The sequence below is a fragment of the Paraburkholderia sp. SSBN10T genome (assembly GCF_056619545.1).
On the sequence record NZ_JBWQQI010000015.1, the window covers coordinates 133480 to 152092 of the forward strand.

Consider the following 18613-nt stretch of genomic DNA (forward strand, 5'->3'; position numbering starts at 1 on the left):
AATAGCCTATTTACGAGCGATCAGCAAAGTTGTTTCAAAACTATACAAAGTCCGCGGCTGGCGAAACTGTTTCAATCTTGAAACGGCACGTTAATTCGATACATCTGATCTATTGGTTTTTGTACATTTCCGCAGCGTTACGCATACGCGTGGCGATATGGACACGTGGCGGAGCGAGCCAGGCACTTTCGGACAGCACCTGAAATTTCCGGCAGATAGTTCGCAGTTCGTATCAATTTAGCCGTGCGTGGATGTGTATCTCTTACCGCGCAACGATCGTACGATCACAACATCGCATCCGGTGTCAGCCCTGTCGCGAGACCGGCGAGAAATACGCACGACGTACGACATTTTTTGCTCGCATGGCCTGGGCTTTGTCGTGGCATGCCAGGTCCGTATCTCTTATGCTGGGGCCTGATGCTGCCTTCAGTCACTCGTCCACTCATCATGAGACACCTGCCGGCCCCGGAGCTCGACGCCGCACACCCCGTGCGCCCTACCCAGGGCAAGCGAGGTTCGCTGGCCGCGCTGCAATTGACGGTTGCGCTCGCCCTCGCCGCCTGCAGCCCGCACAACGACGCGGCCAGCGCCACGGCTGCGAGCGCGCCGACGGCCACCGCAGGGCGCACGGTTGCACGCACAACGGATACCGCGCCTTCGCACGCCGCCATCACGTGGACCGCTTGCGCCGCCGAACATGGCGTGTGCGCCTTTTCCGGCACCCACGAGGTCAAATACGGCAGCGACACGCAATACGTGATCCTGACCTTTAGCGGCGGCACGCCTTGCGACAACGGCGTGTTCGGCGATCCCGCACCCGGCACGGAAAAGCGCTGCTGGTACGACAGCGGCGTCGCACCCACGCCGAGCGCGCCGTCGCTCACCGCCACGCCCGGCAACAACGCGCTGACCTGCAGCGCGCCCTCCGACCCCGTCAATGCCGCGCCAAACGGCGTCTTGATCGAGGCGGACACCGCCGGTAGCGACGGCACCCGCATGTTTACCAACGGCCGCCCCTTTGTGGTGAATTTCACCACTCGCGCGAACCGGAGCGACACGCTCGACTGGCAAATTCTCGACGCATGGAGCAATGTGCTGGCCTCCGGCCAATTCAAGGTGGCGAGCGGTCCACAAACCGTGTCGCTGAATTGCGTTGCCACGCTGGCCGGTTACTTCGCCGTGTCGGCAAGCCTCAGTTCAGCCGGCGCCGGCTTGCCGGCGCGCGGCACGCGGCCCGCCGGCATCGCGACCTTCGGCGTGCTGCCGAATCTGAGCGGCGTGCTGGCGCCGCCCACCTACGCGCGCGAGGACCTGCACCGCTTCGGCGGCCAGGGCGCGGCATACGTCGCGCCCGGCCAGAGCTGCTGTTCAGGCGACGGCTACCGGCCGCTCTATCCCGATCTCGGGCTGCGCTGGGTCAACGACAATCGCAACTGGTACATGATGGAGCCGAATGGGCCGAACACCTTCGACGCCGCCGCGTATCCGCTCTCGCCGGTGTTCCGGTCCGGCGACCTGATGCGGCTGATCCAGCTCGACGGCATCCCGGCCTGGGCAAGTCCCACCCACGCGGCCACCCACAGCTATCTGCCGGTTTCGCTGCCGGCCTACCAGAGCTTCATGAAGCGGGTCGGGCAGGAGTCGAACCAGGTGCGCGCGCAACGTTTCCCGCGCCAGTCGCGCAACTACTATCAGGTGACCTGGGAACCCGATTACAACAGCGGCCTGCCATGGCGCGACACCGACGCCAACCTGGTCGCGCTCTATCAGGCCACCTGGGAAGCGATCCACGCGACCGATCCCGACGCGGTGATCATGGGCACCACCAACGCCTCGGTTGCCACCAATACGCAATGGCTGCAACGTCTCGCGCCGCTCGGCATCACCCGCTATCTCGACGGCGTGTCGATCCACGGCTATTACGACGTCGGCACCTCGCCCTCGCATCCGCCCGAGCGGCTGGTCGGCGACAGCGATCCGGCGAAGGCGGCGCAAGCCCTGCCCGCCACCATGCGCGCGCTGCGCCAGCAGATCGCCGCCACCCTCAAGCCCGGCGCGCGCCTGTTCGTCACCGAAACCGGCATCAGCTACGACATCGGCGCGAAATACGGCCCGAATTCGCCGACTCCGAATGTCCTGTACGCACAGGGCGCGCTGGTGGCCCGCACTCACCTGATCCTGCTCGGCGAAGGCGCAGACGTGACCTACCTGTTCTACGCGACGGATTTCCCGGGGCAGATAGGCTACGGACTGTTCTTCGATCTGGCCGACCCGCAAGGCGGTTTCGGCCCCTCGGCGATCAGTCCGAAGCCCGCAGCCATGGTCACCGCCGCCATGACGCGCCTCATCGACGGCACCAACACGCTCGGGCCGGTAAATGGCCTGCCGGCCGGCGTCTACGCCTACGCGTTCCAGCAACTGAACGGCGGCGCAGTGATCACCGCGCTGTGGACCCACAACAACGCCGTCTGGAACGCGAGCCAAGGTTTCAGTTCGACCTACCAGACGCCCTATAGCCTGCAGGTCGACGCGCCGGGCACCTCCGGCCAGGTGACCGTAATCGACATGATGGGTAACCCATCGAGCCTTTCCTATAGCAACGGCATGGCCGCGCTCACACTGACCGAAGCGCCGATCTATGTGATCTCGGCCAATGCAAGCGTCGCGAAAGCCAATGTCACGCCTCCGGCGGGTTATGTTGCCCAGTGATTTGTCCTGAGGCGCAGAGACTTCGGCGCATTTGGCAGGGGTACGGCGCACGGACGCGCCACCGCAAGACGCTAGACTGAAAGCACCGCGGCATTGCGGACGAGCGCGCCGCCGAGCGCGGCGAGCCGGCTGCCCGCGCCCCTTGCACCCGCGAGAGCAGCCCCTTTCCTTCTACTTGCAGTCCCGCACCAGCCTGCTCGTGGAGACGTCATGCATGACTTGCCGTGGTACTGGCTCCTGCTTGGCGGAATGCTGGGCTCGCTCGTCATGCTGCTGCTCGTGGCAGCGGGACTCGTCTGGCTGCTCTGGGGCGTATCGGCCCGAATCGCGCGGGTGGAAAGAGATGAATGAGGAGATCTACGAAACCATGCTTGCGCGACCCGAATTTCTCGACGTCGTCCGCCTGACGCCGCTCGTCTCGATCGACCTGATCGTCGTCGACGACCGTGACCGCGTGCTGCTCGGGCGGCGTGTCAACCGGCCGGCGCGCGGCGCGTGGTTCGTGCCGGGCGGGCGGATCCACAAGGACGAATCGCTGAACGGCGCCTTTAGCCGCATCGTGCGCGAGGAACTCGGGCTGGAGAACGTCACGCAGAATGCAGCGTGTTTTCGCGGTGTGTTCGAACACCACTACGACGACAATTTTGCCGGCGCAGCCGACATCTCAACCCACTATGTGGTGCTCGGCTATATGCTGTTGCTGCGCGACGCCGCGCCGATCGGACGCTTCGAACAGCATAGCGACTATGTGTGGATGGCGCCGTCGGAGCTGCTGAGCTGCCCCGACGTGCATGAAAATACCAAGGCGTATTTTCGCTGAGCGGTGTTTGCGCCGTATCTGAGCGGTGTTTGCGCCGCGTTCCCGCTGAGCGGCGCCCTATATATGTACGCGTCCTCACCTCAGAGCGCCGGCTCCGGATAGCCCGCCGCGAGTTTCGCATCCAGATACGCCTCGAAACCCGCTTTCACCTCAGGATGCCTGAGCGCGAATTCCACGGTCGCCTTCAGATAACCTAGCTTGCTGCCGCAATCGAAGCGCTTGCCGCGATAGCGATAGGCGAGCACCTGTTCGTCGGCGAGCAGCGACTGGATCGCATCGGTGAGCTGGATCTCGCCACCGGCCCCGGGCCGGGTTTTGCGCAGATGATCGAAGATGCCGGGCGTCAGCACATAGCGCCCCACCACGCCGAGATTCGATGGCGCGAGAGCCGGCTCCGGTTTCTCCACCACGCCCGACACGCGAAAGATGCGGTCGTCCCACGCCTTGCCTTCGATCACGCCATACGAGCGTGTGTCCTGCGGCTCGATCTCTTCCACGCCGATCATCGAGCAATGATAGTGATCGAACAGGCCGATCATCTGCGTGAGCACGGGCGGACGGCCGTCGATCAGATCGTCTGCCAGCATCACGGCAAAAGGCTCGTCGCCGATCAGCTTCTCCGCGCACAGCACGGCATGCCCCAAGCCGCGCGGTTCCGATTGGCGCACATAAAAGCAGTCGACGTTGCCCGGCTTGATACCGCGCACCAGATCGAGCAACGCCTGCTTGCCGCGCGCCATCAGTTCCGCTTCGATCTCGTACGACTTGTCGAAGTGATCTTCAATGGCGCGCTTGCCGCGGCCGGTGACGAAGATCAATTCCGTCATGCCCGCGGCGATCGCCTCTTCGACCGCATACTGGATCAAGGGCTTGTCGACCACCGGCAGCATCTCTTTGGGACTCGCCTTGGTGGCGGGCAAAAACCGCGTACCGAGCCCGCCTACCGGAAACACCGCTTTATGCACGTTGCGCATTGTTCTTCACTCCTTTTTAGTGACGAATCGTCCCGACTGTATTCAGCCTGAAACCAGATGTCCCGCTATCTGAACCCGAGCCTATTCTTCAGACCTCGAAGCCGCCTGCCAACAGTTCGCCCTTTACCGCCCTTTGCTCCCTTTGCGTTCTTCACCACCGTTTGCCGTCCTTCACGCCCCTGCGCCGAAGCCGACCCATACTCGCGGCAAACGCTCCTTAAACAAAGTTTCATCAAACGATTGCCCTCTTTCAACCTCGCCGCCGCCGCAGCGATCCATAATTTCCCTATCGAAATACGTCTGAGGAGCCGGGACATGACGATGATCATCGAGATGGTGAACGAGTACGGCGACCCTGCGGTCCGGGTCGCGGTCGATCAAAACGCCGTGCTGCTCAGCGCGGAAGAAGTCGATGCGGTGATCGAGCGCCTAAGCCTGATCCGCGCCGCGATGCGTCCGGAAGTGTCGAAGGAGCCATCGCGTACACACCAGTACGTGATCGAGATGGACCCTTGCTGGCACACCGAAAAACATCCGCTCTACGACGGCGCGGTGCTGTTCATGCGCCACACGGGTCTCGGCTGGGCCGGCTTCGCGCTGCCGACGCCCAGTCTCGTCAAACTCAATGAAGCATTGGGCAAACACCTCGAAACGCTGCAAGCAGAAGACGTGCACGCATTGATGAATTGAGCGGCGATGAATTGAGCGACAAGCAATCGCCGCGTCTTGAGGCCGACACAGCCAACGTGCCCCGGCCCGATTCACATTATGTTTAGCAATACACTCTTTCTCGATCGGCGCATCACCTCATCGACCCACGCTTTGCGTCACGGCGTTGTTTCACTTCACGCACAATTGTCTTTCAAGGTTCGCGCTCACCGCCGGCAGGCCGCGCCCTATACTTCGTTGTCCGCGTAACTGCGGTCTTTTTCAAGATCTCCTTAGAAGCGCGGCCTGGTCCGCGCTCTTTTTTGCCTGTCGTTTTTGCAAGGCGTTGTCCGCAATACGTCGCTGGCACACTCGATGCCCCATGCAGTTCATGAACATTGCATAAAATTAAAAAAGACTTAATCAAGCTGTCAGCCCCGTGTTATCCGCGAGTGGCGATGATGCATGCATCGTCCTTTCCTAGTGTCGGAACATGAACCAGCTACAAGCAATGCGTGTCTTTACACGTGTAGTCGATCTCGCCAGCTTCAATCTGGCCGCGCGGCAACTGGGCATGTCGGCAGCCGCCGTCACGCGCAGTGTCAGCATGCTCGAGGCACATCTGAACATGCGCCTGCTCAACCGCACTACGCGCAGCCTGTCGCTCACCGAAGTGGGCAAGGAATATCTTGACGGTTGCCGCACCATCATCGAGAAGCTCGATGAAATGGAGTCGAACCTCGTGCAAACCACGCGCGACCCGCGCGGCACGCTGCGTATCGCCACACCGATGACCTTCGCCACCGCGGGCCTCGGCACGCTGCTGGCGTCGTATCGCACGCTGCATCCGCGGGTCGACTTCGACGTCACCACCTACGACACGCATATCGACATGGTCGAAGGCGGCTTCGACGTGTGCTTCTCCGACGAGCGCCGCCTTGCCAGCTCCACGCTGGTGAGCCGCACGCTCACCAGCATCGAGGAAGTCACGGTGGCAACGCCCGCGTATCTCGCCCGTCACGGCACGCCGCGCGATCCGGCTGCGTTGAACCGTCACGGACTGCTGACGGTTTCGGACGGCAGTTCGCGCAGCTGGGAATTCGCTGACGCCGACGGTGTCTACCGCGTCAGCACCGGCAGCGCGCTGACCGCCACCAGCAGCGCGATGGTACGCGTCGCGGCGCTCAACCATATGGGCGTCGCACTGTTGCCGCTGCCGTTCGTCACCGACGACCTAGCGCATGGCACGCTCGTGCCGGTGCTCGAACAGTACGAAGTGAACGGTGGCCCGCGTCACGTGTCGATCCTGTACTCGGGCCGCAATTATCTGTCGATGAAGGTACGCAGTTTCATCGACTTCGCGGTGAGCCAGTACCGCGCGCCCGACAAACCTGTTGCGCTGCGGGTCGTGGCTTGATAGACCACAAGCATATCAATCGCAAACTATGCCGAAGATACTGACGATCGAAGACGATGAGCTGATCGCGGACGACATCGTACGCACGCTCACTTCAAGCGGCTATTCGGTGGACGTGGCGCGCACCGGCCGCGAAGGCATGGCCAAGGTGATGGCGGGCGAATACGACGTCGTCACGCTGGACCGCATGCTGCCCGACCTGGACGGCCTGACGATCGTCGCCACCATGCGCGGCGTCGGCATGGAGACTCCCGTACTGGTGATGAGCGCGATGTCCGATGTGGACCACCGCATTCAGGGTCTGCGTGCCGGCGGCGACGACTATCTGACCAAGCCGTTCTCGGCGGACGAAATGTTTGCGCGTGTCGAGGTGCTGCTGCGCCGCCGGCCGCGCAATGCGAAAGCCGAAACCTTCCTGCGCACCGGCGCACTGGAACTCGACCTCGTGCGTCGCCGCGTCACCCATGGAAAGCGCCAGCTCGAATTGCAGCCCACCGAGTTTCGCGTGCTCGAATTCATGATGCGCCACGCCGGCCAGGTGCTGACGCGAACGATGATCTTCGAGGCCGTGTGGGGGTGCCGCTTCGATCCGGGCACCAACCTGATCGACGTGCACGTTGGGCGTCTGCGCAAGAAAGTCGACGCGCCCGGCGAGCGCCCGCTGATCCGCACGATTCGCGGCTCAGGCTACCTGTTCGGCTGACACGCCGGCGCACTCGCTTGCGCCACTTCCCGCTTTAACCAGGCGCCCGTTCTGCATGCAGAGCGCGGCGCTTCGGGCGCTGCAGCGGCATCTAGTACGTTATGTCGGACAGCTAAAACTTGTTTCATTCTTTTAGTGGCTGCCTGTTAGGGCCTGCTCTCCAGAATACCGACATCCGGCAATCCACCATCCGGACTTGCCCTAAGCGATTGACGCACGAACGGAGCAGCTTTCGATGTTAAAAATTGTCCGGCTAGCCTTAACGCGGCCCTACACGTTTATCGTGCTGGCGTTGCTGATCCTGTTGATCGGCCCGCTATCCGCACTGCGCACGCCGACCGATATCTTTCCCGACATCCGCATTCCCGTAATCAGCGTGGTCTGGAACTACGCGGGCCTGCAACCGGACGACATGGCCGGGCGCATCGTCACTTACTACGAGCGCACGCTCGGCACCACTGTCAACGACGTCCAGCACATCGAGTCGCAATCGTTCCGCGGCTACGGCATCGTCAAGATCTTCTTTCAGCCGACGGTCGACATTCGCACTGCCACCGCGCAGGTTACGTCGGTTTCGCAAACGGTGCTCAAGCAGATGCCGCCGGGCACGACGCCGCCGCAGATCCTGAACTACAACGCTTCCACTGTGCCGGTGCTGCAACTGGCGCTCACCAGCAACACGCTCGACGAACAGAAGCTCGCCGATTACGCAACCAACTTCATTCGTCCGCAACTGCTAAGCGTGCCGGGCGTGGCGATTCCAACCGCGTACGGGGGCAAGACCCGCGAAGTGCAAATCGACCTCGACCCGCAGGCGCTGCAGGCGAAGAAGCTCTCGGCTCAGGACGTGGCCGACGCGCTGGCGCAACAGAACCAGATCATTCCGGCCGGCACCGAAAAGATCGGCCGCTTCGAATACAACATCAAGCTGAACAATAGTCCGCTCGCGCTGCAGGAGTTGAATGCGCTGCCGATCAAGACGGTGGACGGCGCAACCATCTACATTCGCGACGTCGCGCATGTGCGCGACGGCTATCCGCCGCAGACCAACATCGTGCGCGTGGACGGCCACCGCGCGGTGCTGATGAGCATCCTGAAGAACGGCTCGGCCTCGACGCTCGACATCATCGCGGGTGTGAAGACGCAACTGCCGCGCATCGAAGAGACGCTGCCGCCCGGGCTCAAGCTCATCACGATGGGCGACCAGTCGACCTTCGTGAAAGGCGCCGTCAGCGGAGTAGCCCGCGAAGGCGTCATCGCTGCGGCGCTGACTTCGCTGATGATCCTGCTGTTCCTCGGTAGCTGGCGCTCGACGCTGATCATCGCGGCGTCGATTCCGCTTGCCGTACTGGCGGCGATTGCCGGCCTTTCGGCGATGGGCGAAACGCTCAATGTGATGACCCTTGGCGGCCTGGCGCTAGCGGTCGGGATTCTGGTGGACGATGCCACCGTGACCATCGAAAACATCAACTGGCACCTCGAACAAGGCAAGGACGTCAGGAGCGCGATCATGGACGGCGCCGCGCAGATCGTCGGGCCGGCGTTCGTCTCGCTGCTGTGCATCTGTATCGTGTTCGTGCCGATGCTGCTGCTCAACGGCATCGCCCGTTTCCTGTTCGTGCCGATGGCCGAGGCGGTGATCTTCGCGATGGTCGCCTCGTTCGTCCTGTCGCGCACCTTCGTGCCGATGCTCGCGCAGTACCTGTTGCGCCCGCACGCCTCGGGCGGCCATGCCTCCGGCGAACTGGCGGCCCTGATGGAAGCGCACGACGGCCGCCACCATGCGCCCCCTTCGCGTAACCCGCTGGTGCGGTTTCAGCGCGGCTTCGAGCATCGTTTCGAACGCGTACGCGGCGTCTACCGGATCGTGCTCGGTCTCGCGCTGACGAACCGCAAGCGTTTCGTGACCGGCTTTCTGATCGTCGTCGGCGCATCGTTCCTGCTCGCGCCGTGGCTCGGCCGCAATTTCTTTCCGGACATCGATTCCGGCGAAATAGCCATTCATGTGCGCGCGCCGATCGGCACGCGCATCGAGGACACCGCCGCCGAGTTCGATCACATCGAAGACGCCGTGCGCAAAGTGGTGCCGCCCGAGCAACTGGGCAGCATCATCGACAACATCGGCCTGCCCAACAGCGGCATCAACCTGACCTACAACAATAGCGGCACCACCGGCTCGCAGGACGGCGACATCATGATTTCGCTGAACGAAAATCACGCGCCCACTGCCACTTACGTCAAACAACTGCGCAAGCTGCTGCCGCGCGAATTCCCCGGCACGACCTTCTCGTTCCTGCCGGCCGACATCGTCAGCCAGATTCTGAACTTCGGCTCGCCGGCGCCGATCGACCTGCAAGTGGCCGGCCCGGACCAGGATGCCAACCATCGCTACGCCAATGAAGTAATGCGCCGCATGCGCCTGATTCCGGGCATTGCCGACACGCGCATTCAGCAGACCTCGACCTACCCGCAGTTCACCGTCTCGGTGGACCGCTCGCGGGCGGACCAGTTGGGCATCACCGAGCAGGACGTCACCAACTCGGTGGTGGCGAGCCTCTCCGGCACGAGCCAGGTGTCGCCGACCTACTGGCTCAACCCGCATAACGGCGTGTCGTATCCGATCGTCGCGCAGACGCCGCAATACCGGATGGAATCGCTTTCGGCGCTGAACAACCTGCCGGTCACCGGCAAGGACGGCCAGTCCCAGATCCTCGGCGGGATCGCGACCATCGAACGCGGCGTAGGCGATGCAGTCGTCTCGCACTACAACATCGAGCCGCTCTACGACGTGTTTGCCACCACCCAGGGGCGCGACCTGGGCGCGGTGGCCAGCGATGTCCAGCAGATCCTGCACGCGAGCGCCAAAGACGTACCGAAGGGCTCGATCGTCACCTTGCGCGGCCAGGTGCAGACGATGAACAGCGCGTTCCTCGGACTCTCGCTCGGTCTCGTCGGCGCGATCGCGCTGATCTACATGCTGATCGTCGTGAACTTCCACTCGTGGTCCGACGCGTTCGTGATCGTCACCGCCTTGCCGGCGGCGCTCGCCGGGATCGTCTGGATGCTGTTCACCACGCACACGCCGCTCTCGGTGCCGGCTCTGACCGGCGCGATTCTCTGCATGGGCGTCGCCACCGCCAACAGCATTCTGGTGGTGAGCTTTGCCCGCGAACGGCTCGCGGTCACCGGCAATGCGCTCGTCGCGGCCATGGAGGCCGGCTTCACGCGCTTTCGCCCGGTGCTAATGACCGCGCTCGCGATGATCATCGGCATGGCGCCGATGGCGCTCGGTCTCGGCGACGGCGGCGAACAGAACGCGCCGCTCGGCCGCGCCGTGATCGGCGGTCTGATTTGCGCGACCTGCGCCACCCTGCTGTTCGTACCGGTTGTATTTAGCCTCGTGCACCGCCGCGATGCGGCGAAGCACCCTCCTGTCAAAGACAAAGATCACCCTACTTCCGAAACCGGAGTTCTCCATGTCCACTGAGATCGAGATCAATTCGCCGAAGCGGCTGCGCCATCTGAAACTGGTCGGCATCGTCGTGCTGCTCGCCGCCGCCGGGGTCGTGACAACCGGCATCTTCACGCGCGTGCACGCGAAGCAGGAGATGACCACGTGGTCCGCCGCGCAGGCTATCCCGACCGTGGTCGCCTACACCCCGGATCGCCAGGGTGCGACGCAAGCGCTGATCCTGCCGGGCCACCTGTCCGCCTTCGTCAATGCGCCGATCTATGCACGCGTGCCCGGTTATCTACATGCGTGGTACGCCGATATCGGCACGCATGTGAAAGCCGGGCAACTGCTCGGCCTGATCGACACGCCCGATCTCGACCAGCAGTTGCTGCAGGCCAAGGCCGATCTGCAGAATGCGCAGGCCAACGAAAAGCTCGCGGCGTCCACCGCCAAACGCTGGACCGAGATGCTCAAGCAGGACTCGGTGTCGCAGCAGGACACCGACGAGAAGACCAGCGACCTCGCCGCCAAGCAGGCCACCGTGGCGGCGGCCGAGGCGAACGTGAACCGCCTCGAAGCGCTGGAATCGTTCAAGCGCATCACCGCGCCGTTCGACGGCATCGTGACCGCGCGCAAGACCGATATCGGCGCGCTGATCGACGCGGGCGGCGGCGACGGTCACGAGCTCTTCACCGTGTCCGATGCGCGCCAGTTGCGCGTCTACGTCAGCGTGCCGCAAAGCGACGCGGCCGCCATCAAGCCTGGCATGAGCGCGACACTGACGGTGCCGGAACGCCCCGGGATGAAGTTCGACGCGAAGCTCGTCGACACCGACGATTCGATCACGCCGTCTTCGGGCACCCTGCTCGTGCAACTGGCGGTCGACAATCAGAGCGGCCTGCTGATTCCCGGCGAATACACCGAGGTTCACTTCGCAATGCCTACCAATCCGCACGCGCTACTGATTCCCGCCAGCTCGCTGATCTTCCGCCGCAGCGGCTTGCAGGTGGCGGTGGTCGGCAAGGACGATCATGCGGTCCTCAAGCCCGTCACCATCGCCACCGATCTGGGCACCCAGGTCGAAATCGGTTCGGGACTCGACGCCAGCGACCGCGTGATCGACAACCCGCCCGACTCGATCGCCACCGGCGACGCCGTGCGGCTCGCCGCCACGCAGGCTACGAACGCAGCAGCAGCCTCGCTTGCCGACCATCGCGAGGCGGAGCGCGCTCATGGTTGAGCTTAAATTCAGGCGCAGTGTTTGCGCGATGCTGGCCGTCGCCGCGCTGTTTAGCGGCTGCTCATTCGCGCCGACCTATCAGACACCGCCCACCGCTATCCCGACGGCCTTCAAGGAAAGCGGCGCGTGGCAACTGGCAAAGCCCGCCGATCAGGAGCCGCACGACGGCTGGTGGAAGGTGTATCGCGATCCGGTGCTCGACAGGCTCGAAGCACAGGTGGCCACAGCCAACCCTGATGTCGCCGCGGCGGTTGCGCGGCACGATGAAGCCACCGCCTACCTGGCGCAGGCGCGCTCGGGCCTGTTCCCGACCATCGGCGCCGAAGCCGACGTGTCGAGCAACCGGCAATCCGCTAACCGGCCCTTGCGCGGTGCGGATCAACCCAACGTCTACGGCTCGAACACCGTGGACGTGGGGATCAGCTACGACCTCGATCTATGGGGTAAGGTGCGCAACGAAGTGAGCGCGGGCCGCGCGGCGGCCGAGGCGAGCGCGGCGGATCTTGCCTCGGTGCGCCTCAGCCTGCAGGCAAGTCTCGCCGACGCCTACTTCAATCTGCGCGGACTCGACGAGCAGCAGCAGCTTCTCGCCGACACCATCAGCACCTACGAGCGCGCGTTGAAGCTGACGATGAGCCGTCACGCCGGCGGCATCGCCTCGGATCTCGATGTGTCGCGCGCCCAGACCCAGCTCGCTTCGGCGCGCGCATCGGCCGAGGACGTCAAGGCGCGCCGCGCGCTATATGAACATGCGATCGCTTCGCTCACCGGCGTGCCGGCGTCGTCGTTCGCGCTGGCGCCGTCGGTCGGCCTCGCGTATCTGCCGTCGATTCCAACCGGCATGCCCGCCGAGTTGCTGCAGCGGCGTCCCGACATCGCCGCCGCCGAACGGCGCGTGGCTGAAGCGAACGCGAAGATCGGCGTCGCCAAGGCGGCGTTCTTTCCCGATGTCTCGCTGGGACTCGACGGCGGCTTCCAGAGCGATACGCTATCGCCGTGGATCATGGCGCCCAATGAAATCTGGTCGATCGGACCCAGTCTCGTGATGACCCTGTTCGACGGCGGCCGTCGTGAAGCGATCACGCAGCAGGCGCGCGCCAGTCTGGCGGAAAACGGCGCGAAGTATAAGGCGGCGGTGTTGCTGGCGTTCCAGCAGGTCGAGGACAACCTGGCGCAGTTGCATCACCTTGGCGATGAAGCGACCCAGCAGAACGAGGCGCTCACCGACGCGCAACGCACCTTGAATCTCTCGATGTCGCGCTATCGCGACGGGGTGGTCAGCTATCTGGATGTGGTGACCGCGCAGACCACCGAACTGAATACGCAGATCCTCGCGTTGAATGTGAATACGCGGCGTCTGCTGGCCTCGGTGGGGCTGATCGAGGCGCTGGGCGGTGGCTGGTCGACGAATCCGGCGGCAGTTGCGGCTGCGCCTGCCAAGCCCGTGCAAGCGCAGGTGGAGAGCAATAAGCTGGCCGACGCCAGTTAGCGTTTGCGCAGATTGTAGGGCGCCTCCCAGACGCCCTGCCATTCAGCGTACTGCCCCGCGCTTCTCGCACACTTCGCGCCCCCGCCTCGCTGTGCCTCATCAAACAAAAACGTCGCCGGATCGCTCCGGCGACGTTTTCATTCAGCCCTGCGCTTACGCGCTTAGAACTTGTGGCGCAGCCCCACTGCAACCACCGCCTGGCTGTTGCTGGCCGAGGCCGCCAGCGAGTACACCGAAGCGTTGCCCAGCACCGCCACGCCATCGGCGCCCGTCACGTGCTGATACACACCTTCCAGGTACACGTCGGTGCGATGCGACAGCGCATAGTCGGCCTGCAACATGAACTGGTTCCACTTCGGCGAAATTGCGCTGCCCGCCGTGCTGAAATGGCCGTCCGTGTACGTATACGAGCCGCCCAGCGAGAAAGCCGGCGTGATCGCATAGCGTGCGTTCAGTTCATAGTTGTTGAAGGTCAGGAACTCGCCGTTCAGCGTCGCGTAAGAACCGCCCTGCTGGATCTGGCGCGGATCGTCGAGCATCGTGCGGGTGAAGACGAGGCCGATCGTCGCCGGGCCGAACACATAGCGGCCTGCCGCACCGAAGATGCGTTGGCGCGCGCCGGTCAGCGTGGCGTCGTTGTCGCTGCTGCTTAGCGCGCCGCCCGTGTTGGTCGGATTGTTCACGCCACCCGGCTGATTGGCCTGCAAATACGCCACCGCCAGGTTGAACGGACCACCGGCCCACTGGGCACCGAGGCTGTACGCGTTGTTATTGCTGAAGCCGCCCGCTGCGTTGCTGAATGCGTACGCGCCACCGAACGTCACGCCGTCGTAGGTTGCGCTGCGATACTTCACCGCATTGTTCATGCGGAAGTCGTTGTTCAGGTTGTCGTTGTCGAACGGATGGTCGGCAAGATTGCCGCCGAAGCCCGAACCCGTTGCCGACAGCGGCGCCACGAAGTCGACCAGGAAGTCGTATTGACGGCCCAGCGTCATCGTGCCGTACTGGTTGCTCGACAGACCCACCCAGGCTTGCCGGCCGAACAGATCGCCGCCGTTGCCGAGCTTGCCGTTGTCGACGTTAAAACCGTTCTCGAGATCGAACACCGCGCTCAGGCCGCCACCCAGATCTTCCTTGCCGCGCAGGCCCCAGCGGTCGGTACTGATGTTGCCGCTTTCCATCATCCAGTTGTTGTGCCCAGCGCTGCCGGCCTTCTGGTTGCTGACATAGTCGATGCCCGTGTCGAGCGTGCCGTACAACGTCACGCTGCTCTGGGCGTAAGCAGCCGTGGCGCAGGTTCCCGCCAGTGCGACCAGCGTCGATACCAATACTTTATTCATGTCTGATTCCGGTGAGAGAAGCCGTTGATCGCGCATCGCCGCGCACGAAGCGCGCCGGCGATGCGCCGTCATCCCGCGTAGCGTGCGGGTGCCGACAATTTAGGAGCGGCGGGTGACACAGCCGTGATTAAAGCGGGTCGTTTAATGAAAGCTTTTTTAAGTTAGCGACACGATTTCGATAAGTTGGCGAAGGTGCATCGGCGCGGGTGCATTGGCGAAGGCGCCGTGACGATCATCTGCTTGCGGATAAATTTCTTTTCACTTTCACACCATCGATCCGCTATACCCGCTTGACTATCCTGTTCATCAACCAGGCAGCGAAGGACTTCCCGCTTCTCTTCTGCTTCGCGCTTCGGTCACTCAACCTGAAGTCGGTCAACCAGCATATATTAAGGACAACCAATATGAAATCCATGATGATCGCGATCGCTTTGGTGGGCGCTACGGCTACTGCCTCCGCCTTCGCACAATCCAGTCCGTCGACGCCTCAACAACCGGCTGCGGCCACGCAAATGGCGCAGAACTCGTCTGCGCTCGTGCAGCAGGATGGTCAATGGGTGCCGCCGGACGGCCAGGCTACCGCGGGCAAGACGCGGGCCCAGGTCTATCAGGAACTGGTGCATGCCGAGCAGGATGGCCAGCTCAACTACCTGAACTCGACCATCTACGCGCACTAAGACAACGGCCATGCAGGCGGTCCGATACTGCCGCCAGATCTGCTGATGAAAACCATGAAAACTTTTACTCTGCTTAAACGCGCCGCTCTCTACGCGATCGCGGCCGCCACGGCCGGACTGATGTTGTCCGCTTGCGCGGCGGCCGGCCCCGATGCCGCCAACGGCTGCGTCGGACCGCCGAGTTTCTGCCAGCCGTATTTCGGTTCGTGAACGATCGGCAAAAAGGGCAACCGTGATATTTCGCGCGACCGCCTCTTTTTCAATTTGCCTTGCTGCGCAGGAAATTCCCGGCGACTGAGGCAAAATGCGGCGAACACATCCGTTCGCCCCAATCCAGTGCCTACCGCTTCTTCCAGATTGCAAGCCCCGTCGGGAAACCTTCGGAACTGTGTTCGCGCTTACTACTGGCACGATCTGCCGGAGCGCGCAGCATTGCAACAATGCACGCCTCGTTTCAAGGACTGTCTGCCCTGTGACTGCCACCGATCCGCCTCAATCTCTTCCTGATGTCCTTGAACCGGGCTTGTCGCTCATATTTTGCGGAATCAATCCGGGTCTCCGTGCGGCATCGACAGGCCATCACTTTGCGGGCAGAGGCAATCGCTTCTGGCGGGTCGTGCATCTCGCGGGTTTTACGCCCGAACAGATTTCTCCCGAAGACGACCAAACGCTTCTTCGATACGGTTGTGGTCTAACAACGGTGGTCCCGCGGCCGACAGCACAGGCCGCGGAACTGTCGCGAGCGGAAATTGAACTGGCCGGAGAGGCTTTTCGACGCAAGATCGAGCAATATGCCCCGCGGCACATCGCTTTCCTTGGAAAGACGGCGGTCTCGGCGATCTCCGGCACGCGCGATATCGATTGGGGGCCGCAACCCAAGCCATTCGGCGGCGCACGCGCGTGGGTCTTACCCAATCCAAGTGGACTCAACAGGGCGTTCAACCTTGATGCGCTGGTGGCCGCCTACCGGGAAGTTCGCATTGCAGTAGCGTCGGCGCCCTGAGGGCGCGCGTTTTTGCGAAGTGTCCCGGTGACGAATCCTGGGCCATCGCATCTCAAGACGCCCCTCAGAGCGTCTCGCGCGGCCCGGTCCTGATCTGATAGCCGTAGCGGCTGACCGTCTCGATATGCACGTCCGGCAGATGCTGCGCGAGCTTGCGGCGCAACCGCGACACCACCAGATTGACGCTCGACGGATCGACATCGTCCTTCTCCGGCCAGGCATAGCGAATCAGTTGCTCGCGTGGCACCGGCGCATTGAGCTGGCGCATCAGGCATTCGAGCAGCAGGTACTCGCGCCGCGTCACCACCAGCCGGCCTTGACCGTCCACCAGCTCGCGGGTGAGCGGATCGAGCGTGAGTGCCGTGCTCGCCGCGGCAACCGTGGGCGGCAAGTCGTGCGCCGCGCGCGAGACCGCATTGCGCCGCAGCGCCTGCATGCGTTCGTGCATTTCGATGAACGAATACGGTTGCCCGAAGCAGGCATCCGCGCCGGCCCGCAATGTCCGGGTGCGGTCCTGGGCACTCGACTGGCCGAGCACCACGATGATCGCAGCGCCCGTCGCGGCCTCGACGAACTGCGGCAGCGCCTCGAGCAGGCCGGCATACGAGGCCGGTTCGAGCGTCATCAGGACGATCGCGTCGAACGGCTCCTGGGTGGCGAGAAAAGCGCCGTCGCGCAAATCGTCGGCGCGTTGCAGGCTGTGGGCGCTCTCCTGCAATGCTTTGTACAGCCAGGCAGATTCGGGATGTGCAGCGGCGACGAACAGGATGCGCATTCAGCCTCCCATCGGAGCAGGCAAGCGAGCGGAAAGGAAGACCGGCGCGCTCATGCGAGCGTCCTCGACCAGCATTCGATGCTCACGCGCGTGCCCGGTTCGGCGTTGCCGATGCGCATCGTAAAGTCATGGACGCGCATGACGGCCGACACGATCGACAAGCCCAGCCCCGAGCCCGCGAGATGGCGCGTGCGCTCGCCACGATAGAAGCGTTGCAGCACGGCGTCGCGCTCGTCGAGCGGGATACCCGGGCCGTTATCGACCATCTCCACCAGCGGCCCAGCCTGGGTTTGCCTGAGCGACATCCGCACGGCGCCGCCCGGCGGCGTGAACTTGAAGGCATTGTCGAGCAGGTTGCTGAACGCTTCGAACAGCAGCGCGCGGTCGCCGTAAATCGCCTCGACCGGTTCCGCTTCCACCGCGAACTGAAGCGAGCGAATTTCGGCGAGCGGCTCGTACAGCTCGCCGACTTCGGCGACAAGCGCCTGCAGTTCGACCTCGGCAAAACCGCCGCGCCGCTGCAGTGTGCCGATCTCCGAGATGCGCAGCATGGCGCGAAAGCGGTCGAGCAGCGCATCGGTCTCCGTGCGGGCGCGCTCCACCAGACTCGAAAGCGCCGCATCGTCGACGCTCTCTGTGCGCTCGGCGACGTGCGCGAGCAAGGTCCGCACATGCGCGAGCGGCGTGCGCAGGTCGTGGGCAATGCCGTCGCAGGCGCCCTTGACTTCGTTCATCAGCCGCTCGACTTCTTCGAGCATGTGATTGACCAGATGCGCCAGCATGTCGATCTCGTCGCGCCCGCCGATCGGCAGGCGCTGACCGAGATCGCCCTGGGCGATGCGCCGGGTGACGCGGCGAATCGCTTTCAGGCGGCGCATCTGCCGCACGCTCAGCGCCAGTCCGCCCGCCACGCCGGCCACGAGGCAGAGGACCCCGCCGCCGATCAGCGCGTTGATGATGGTCTCGCGAATCCGCAGGATATGCGTGAGATCTCGCGCCAGCACGAGCGTCTCGCCGTCGCTGCGGCGCTCGGCCATCGCGCGCACCACCGGCGCCGGTTCGCTGCCGGTCACCCGCAAGGTGTGCTGGAGCGTCACGCCGCGCCGGTCGACAGGCAGATCGGGCGGCAGTTGCAGCACGTCGCCGGAGATACGCTGGCCGTCTGCCGCGAACAGGCCATAGTAGTTCGCATGCATCCGCTCATGTTCGAGCCGCCGGTGGATCGCGGCGGCCAGGTCGCTGCGCGGCATCGAGTCGAAGTAGATGAACTGCCATTCCATCACGACGTCGGTCTCGCGCTCCATGTCGCCCGTCACCGCCCAACCGATGAAGCCGAGCAGCGACATCACCGAAATGGAAAAGAT

The 18613-nt window shown here is 63.5% G+C and carries 16 protein-coding genes; 12 read left to right on the forward strand and 4 right to left on the reverse strand.

Annotation, left to right across the window (positions count from 1 at the left end):
* Window positions 1-447: 447 nt before the first annotated feature.
* From AC1ECK_RS22630 to AC1ECK_RS22640, 3 genes are all read left to right on the forward strand, one after another.
* Entirely contained in the window at window positions 448-2709 is a 2262-nt protein-coding gene (locus AC1ECK_RS22630) for a hypothetical protein (RefSeq protein WP_480322918.1), read from the forward strand.
* A gap of 210 nt (window positions 2710-2919) precedes the next feature.
* Window positions 2920-3060: a hypothetical protein gene (locus AC1ECK_RS22635; protein WP_480322920.1), complete on the forward strand. Its 141-nt coding sequence runs from the start codon at window positions 2920-2922 to the stop codon at window positions 3058-3060.
* Between the two features lie 16 nt (window positions 3061-3076).
* Window positions 3077-3529: a GDP-mannose mannosyl hydrolase gene (locus AC1ECK_RS22640; protein WP_480323056.1), complete on the forward strand. Its 453-nt coding sequence runs from the start codon at window positions 3077-3079 to the stop codon at window positions 3527-3529.
* An 80-nt stretch (window positions 3530-3609) separates the two neighbouring features.
* On the opposite strand, the gene galU is transcribed toward AC1ECK_RS22640, so the two are convergent.
* Window positions 3610-4503, reverse strand: coding sequence for a UTP--glucose-1-phosphate uridylyltransferase GalU (gene galU / locus AC1ECK_RS22645; RefSeq protein ID WP_480322922.1), 894 nt, complete (start codon window positions 4501-4503; stop codon window positions 3610-3612).
* A gap of 321 nt (window positions 4504-4824) precedes the next feature.
* On the opposite strand from galU, the gene AC1ECK_RS22650 reads away from it, so the two are divergent.
* From AC1ECK_RS22650 to AC1ECK_RS22675, 6 genes are all read left to right on the forward strand, one after another.
* A complete protein-coding gene (locus AC1ECK_RS22650) occupies window positions 4825-5193 on the forward strand; it encodes a hypothetical protein (protein ID WP_480323058.1) in 369 nt (122 codons plus the stop codon).
* A 451-nt stretch (window positions 5194-5644) separates the two neighbouring features.
* Complete coding sequence (locus AC1ECK_RS22655; RefSeq protein WP_480322924.1) at window positions 5645-6568, forward strand: LysR family transcriptional regulator; 924 nt, start codon at window positions 5645-5647, stop codon at window positions 6566-6568.
* A 28-nt stretch (window positions 6569-6596) separates the two neighbouring features.
* On the forward strand, window positions 6597-7271 hold the full coding sequence (locus AC1ECK_RS22660) for a response regulator transcription factor (protein WP_480322926.1): 675 nt from the start codon (window positions 6597-6599) through the stop codon (window positions 7269-7271).
* Between the two features lie 235 nt (window positions 7272-7506).
* Window positions 7507-10758: an efflux RND transporter permease subunit gene (locus AC1ECK_RS22665; protein ID WP_480322928.1), complete on the forward strand. Its 3252-nt coding sequence runs from the start codon at window positions 7507-7509 to the stop codon at window positions 10756-10758.
* Window positions 10748-11965, forward strand: coding sequence for an efflux RND transporter periplasmic adaptor subunit (locus AC1ECK_RS22670; protein WP_480322930.1), 1218 nt, complete (start codon window positions 10748-10750; stop codon window positions 11963-11965). Before AC1ECK_RS22665 ends, AC1ECK_RS22670 begins: the two co-directional genes overlap by 11 nt.
* On the forward strand, window positions 11958-13454 hold the full coding sequence (locus AC1ECK_RS22675; protein ID WP_480322932.1) for an efflux transporter outer membrane subunit: 1497 nt from the start codon (window positions 11958-11960) through the stop codon (window positions 13452-13454). The genes AC1ECK_RS22670 and AC1ECK_RS22675 overlap by 8 nt, the downstream gene beginning before the upstream one ends.
* Before the next feature lie 161 nt (window positions 13455-13615).
* Here the strand turns inward: AC1ECK_RS22675 and AC1ECK_RS22680 are convergent, their stop codons facing one another.
* The gene (locus AC1ECK_RS22680) at window positions 13616-14794 is read right to left on the reverse strand and encodes a porin (protein WP_480322934.1); all 1179 of its coding nucleotides are present in this window, start codon (window positions 14792-14794) and stop codon (window positions 13616-13618) included.
* A gap of 404 nt (window positions 14795-15198) precedes the next feature.
* Between AC1ECK_RS22680 and AC1ECK_RS22685 the strand changes: the two genes are divergently transcribed.
* The 3 genes from AC1ECK_RS22685 to mug all read left to right on the forward strand — a co-directional run bounded on the left by AC1ECK_RS22685 (window position 15199) and on the right by mug (window position 16474).
* Window positions 15199-15471, forward strand: coding sequence for a DUF4148 domain-containing protein (locus AC1ECK_RS22685; protein ID WP_480322936.1), 273 nt, complete (start codon window positions 15199-15201; stop codon window positions 15469-15471).
* Between the two features lie 54 nt (window positions 15472-15525).
* Window positions 15526-15681: a hypothetical protein gene (locus tag AC1ECK_RS22690; protein WP_480322938.1), complete on the forward strand. Its 156-nt coding sequence runs from the start codon at window positions 15526-15528 to the stop codon at window positions 15679-15681.
* A gap of 262 nt (window positions 15682-15943) precedes the next feature.
* Window positions 15944-16474 (forward strand): G/U mismatch-specific DNA glycosylase, encoded by a 531-nt coding sequence (mug, locus tag AC1ECK_RS22695; protein ID WP_480322940.1) that lies wholly within the window; start codon window positions 15944-15946, stop codon window positions 16472-16474.
* A gap of 64 nt (window positions 16475-16538) precedes the next feature.
* Here mug and AC1ECK_RS22700 read toward each other — a convergent pair whose 3' ends face one another.
* Both AC1ECK_RS22700 and AC1ECK_RS22705 read right to left on the reverse strand, forming a co-directional pair.
* On the reverse strand, window positions 16539-17249 hold the full coding sequence (locus AC1ECK_RS22700) for a winged helix-turn-helix transcriptional regulator (protein WP_480322942.1): 711 nt from the start codon (window positions 17247-17249) through the stop codon (window positions 16539-16541).
* A 50-nt stretch (window positions 17250-17299) separates the two neighbouring features.
* On the reverse strand, window positions 17300-18595 hold the full coding sequence (locus AC1ECK_RS22705; RefSeq protein ID WP_480323060.1) for a HAMP domain-containing sensor histidine kinase: 1296 nt from the start codon (window positions 18593-18595) through the stop codon (window positions 17300-17302).
* Between the last annotated feature and the right edge of the window lie 18 nt (window positions 18596-18613).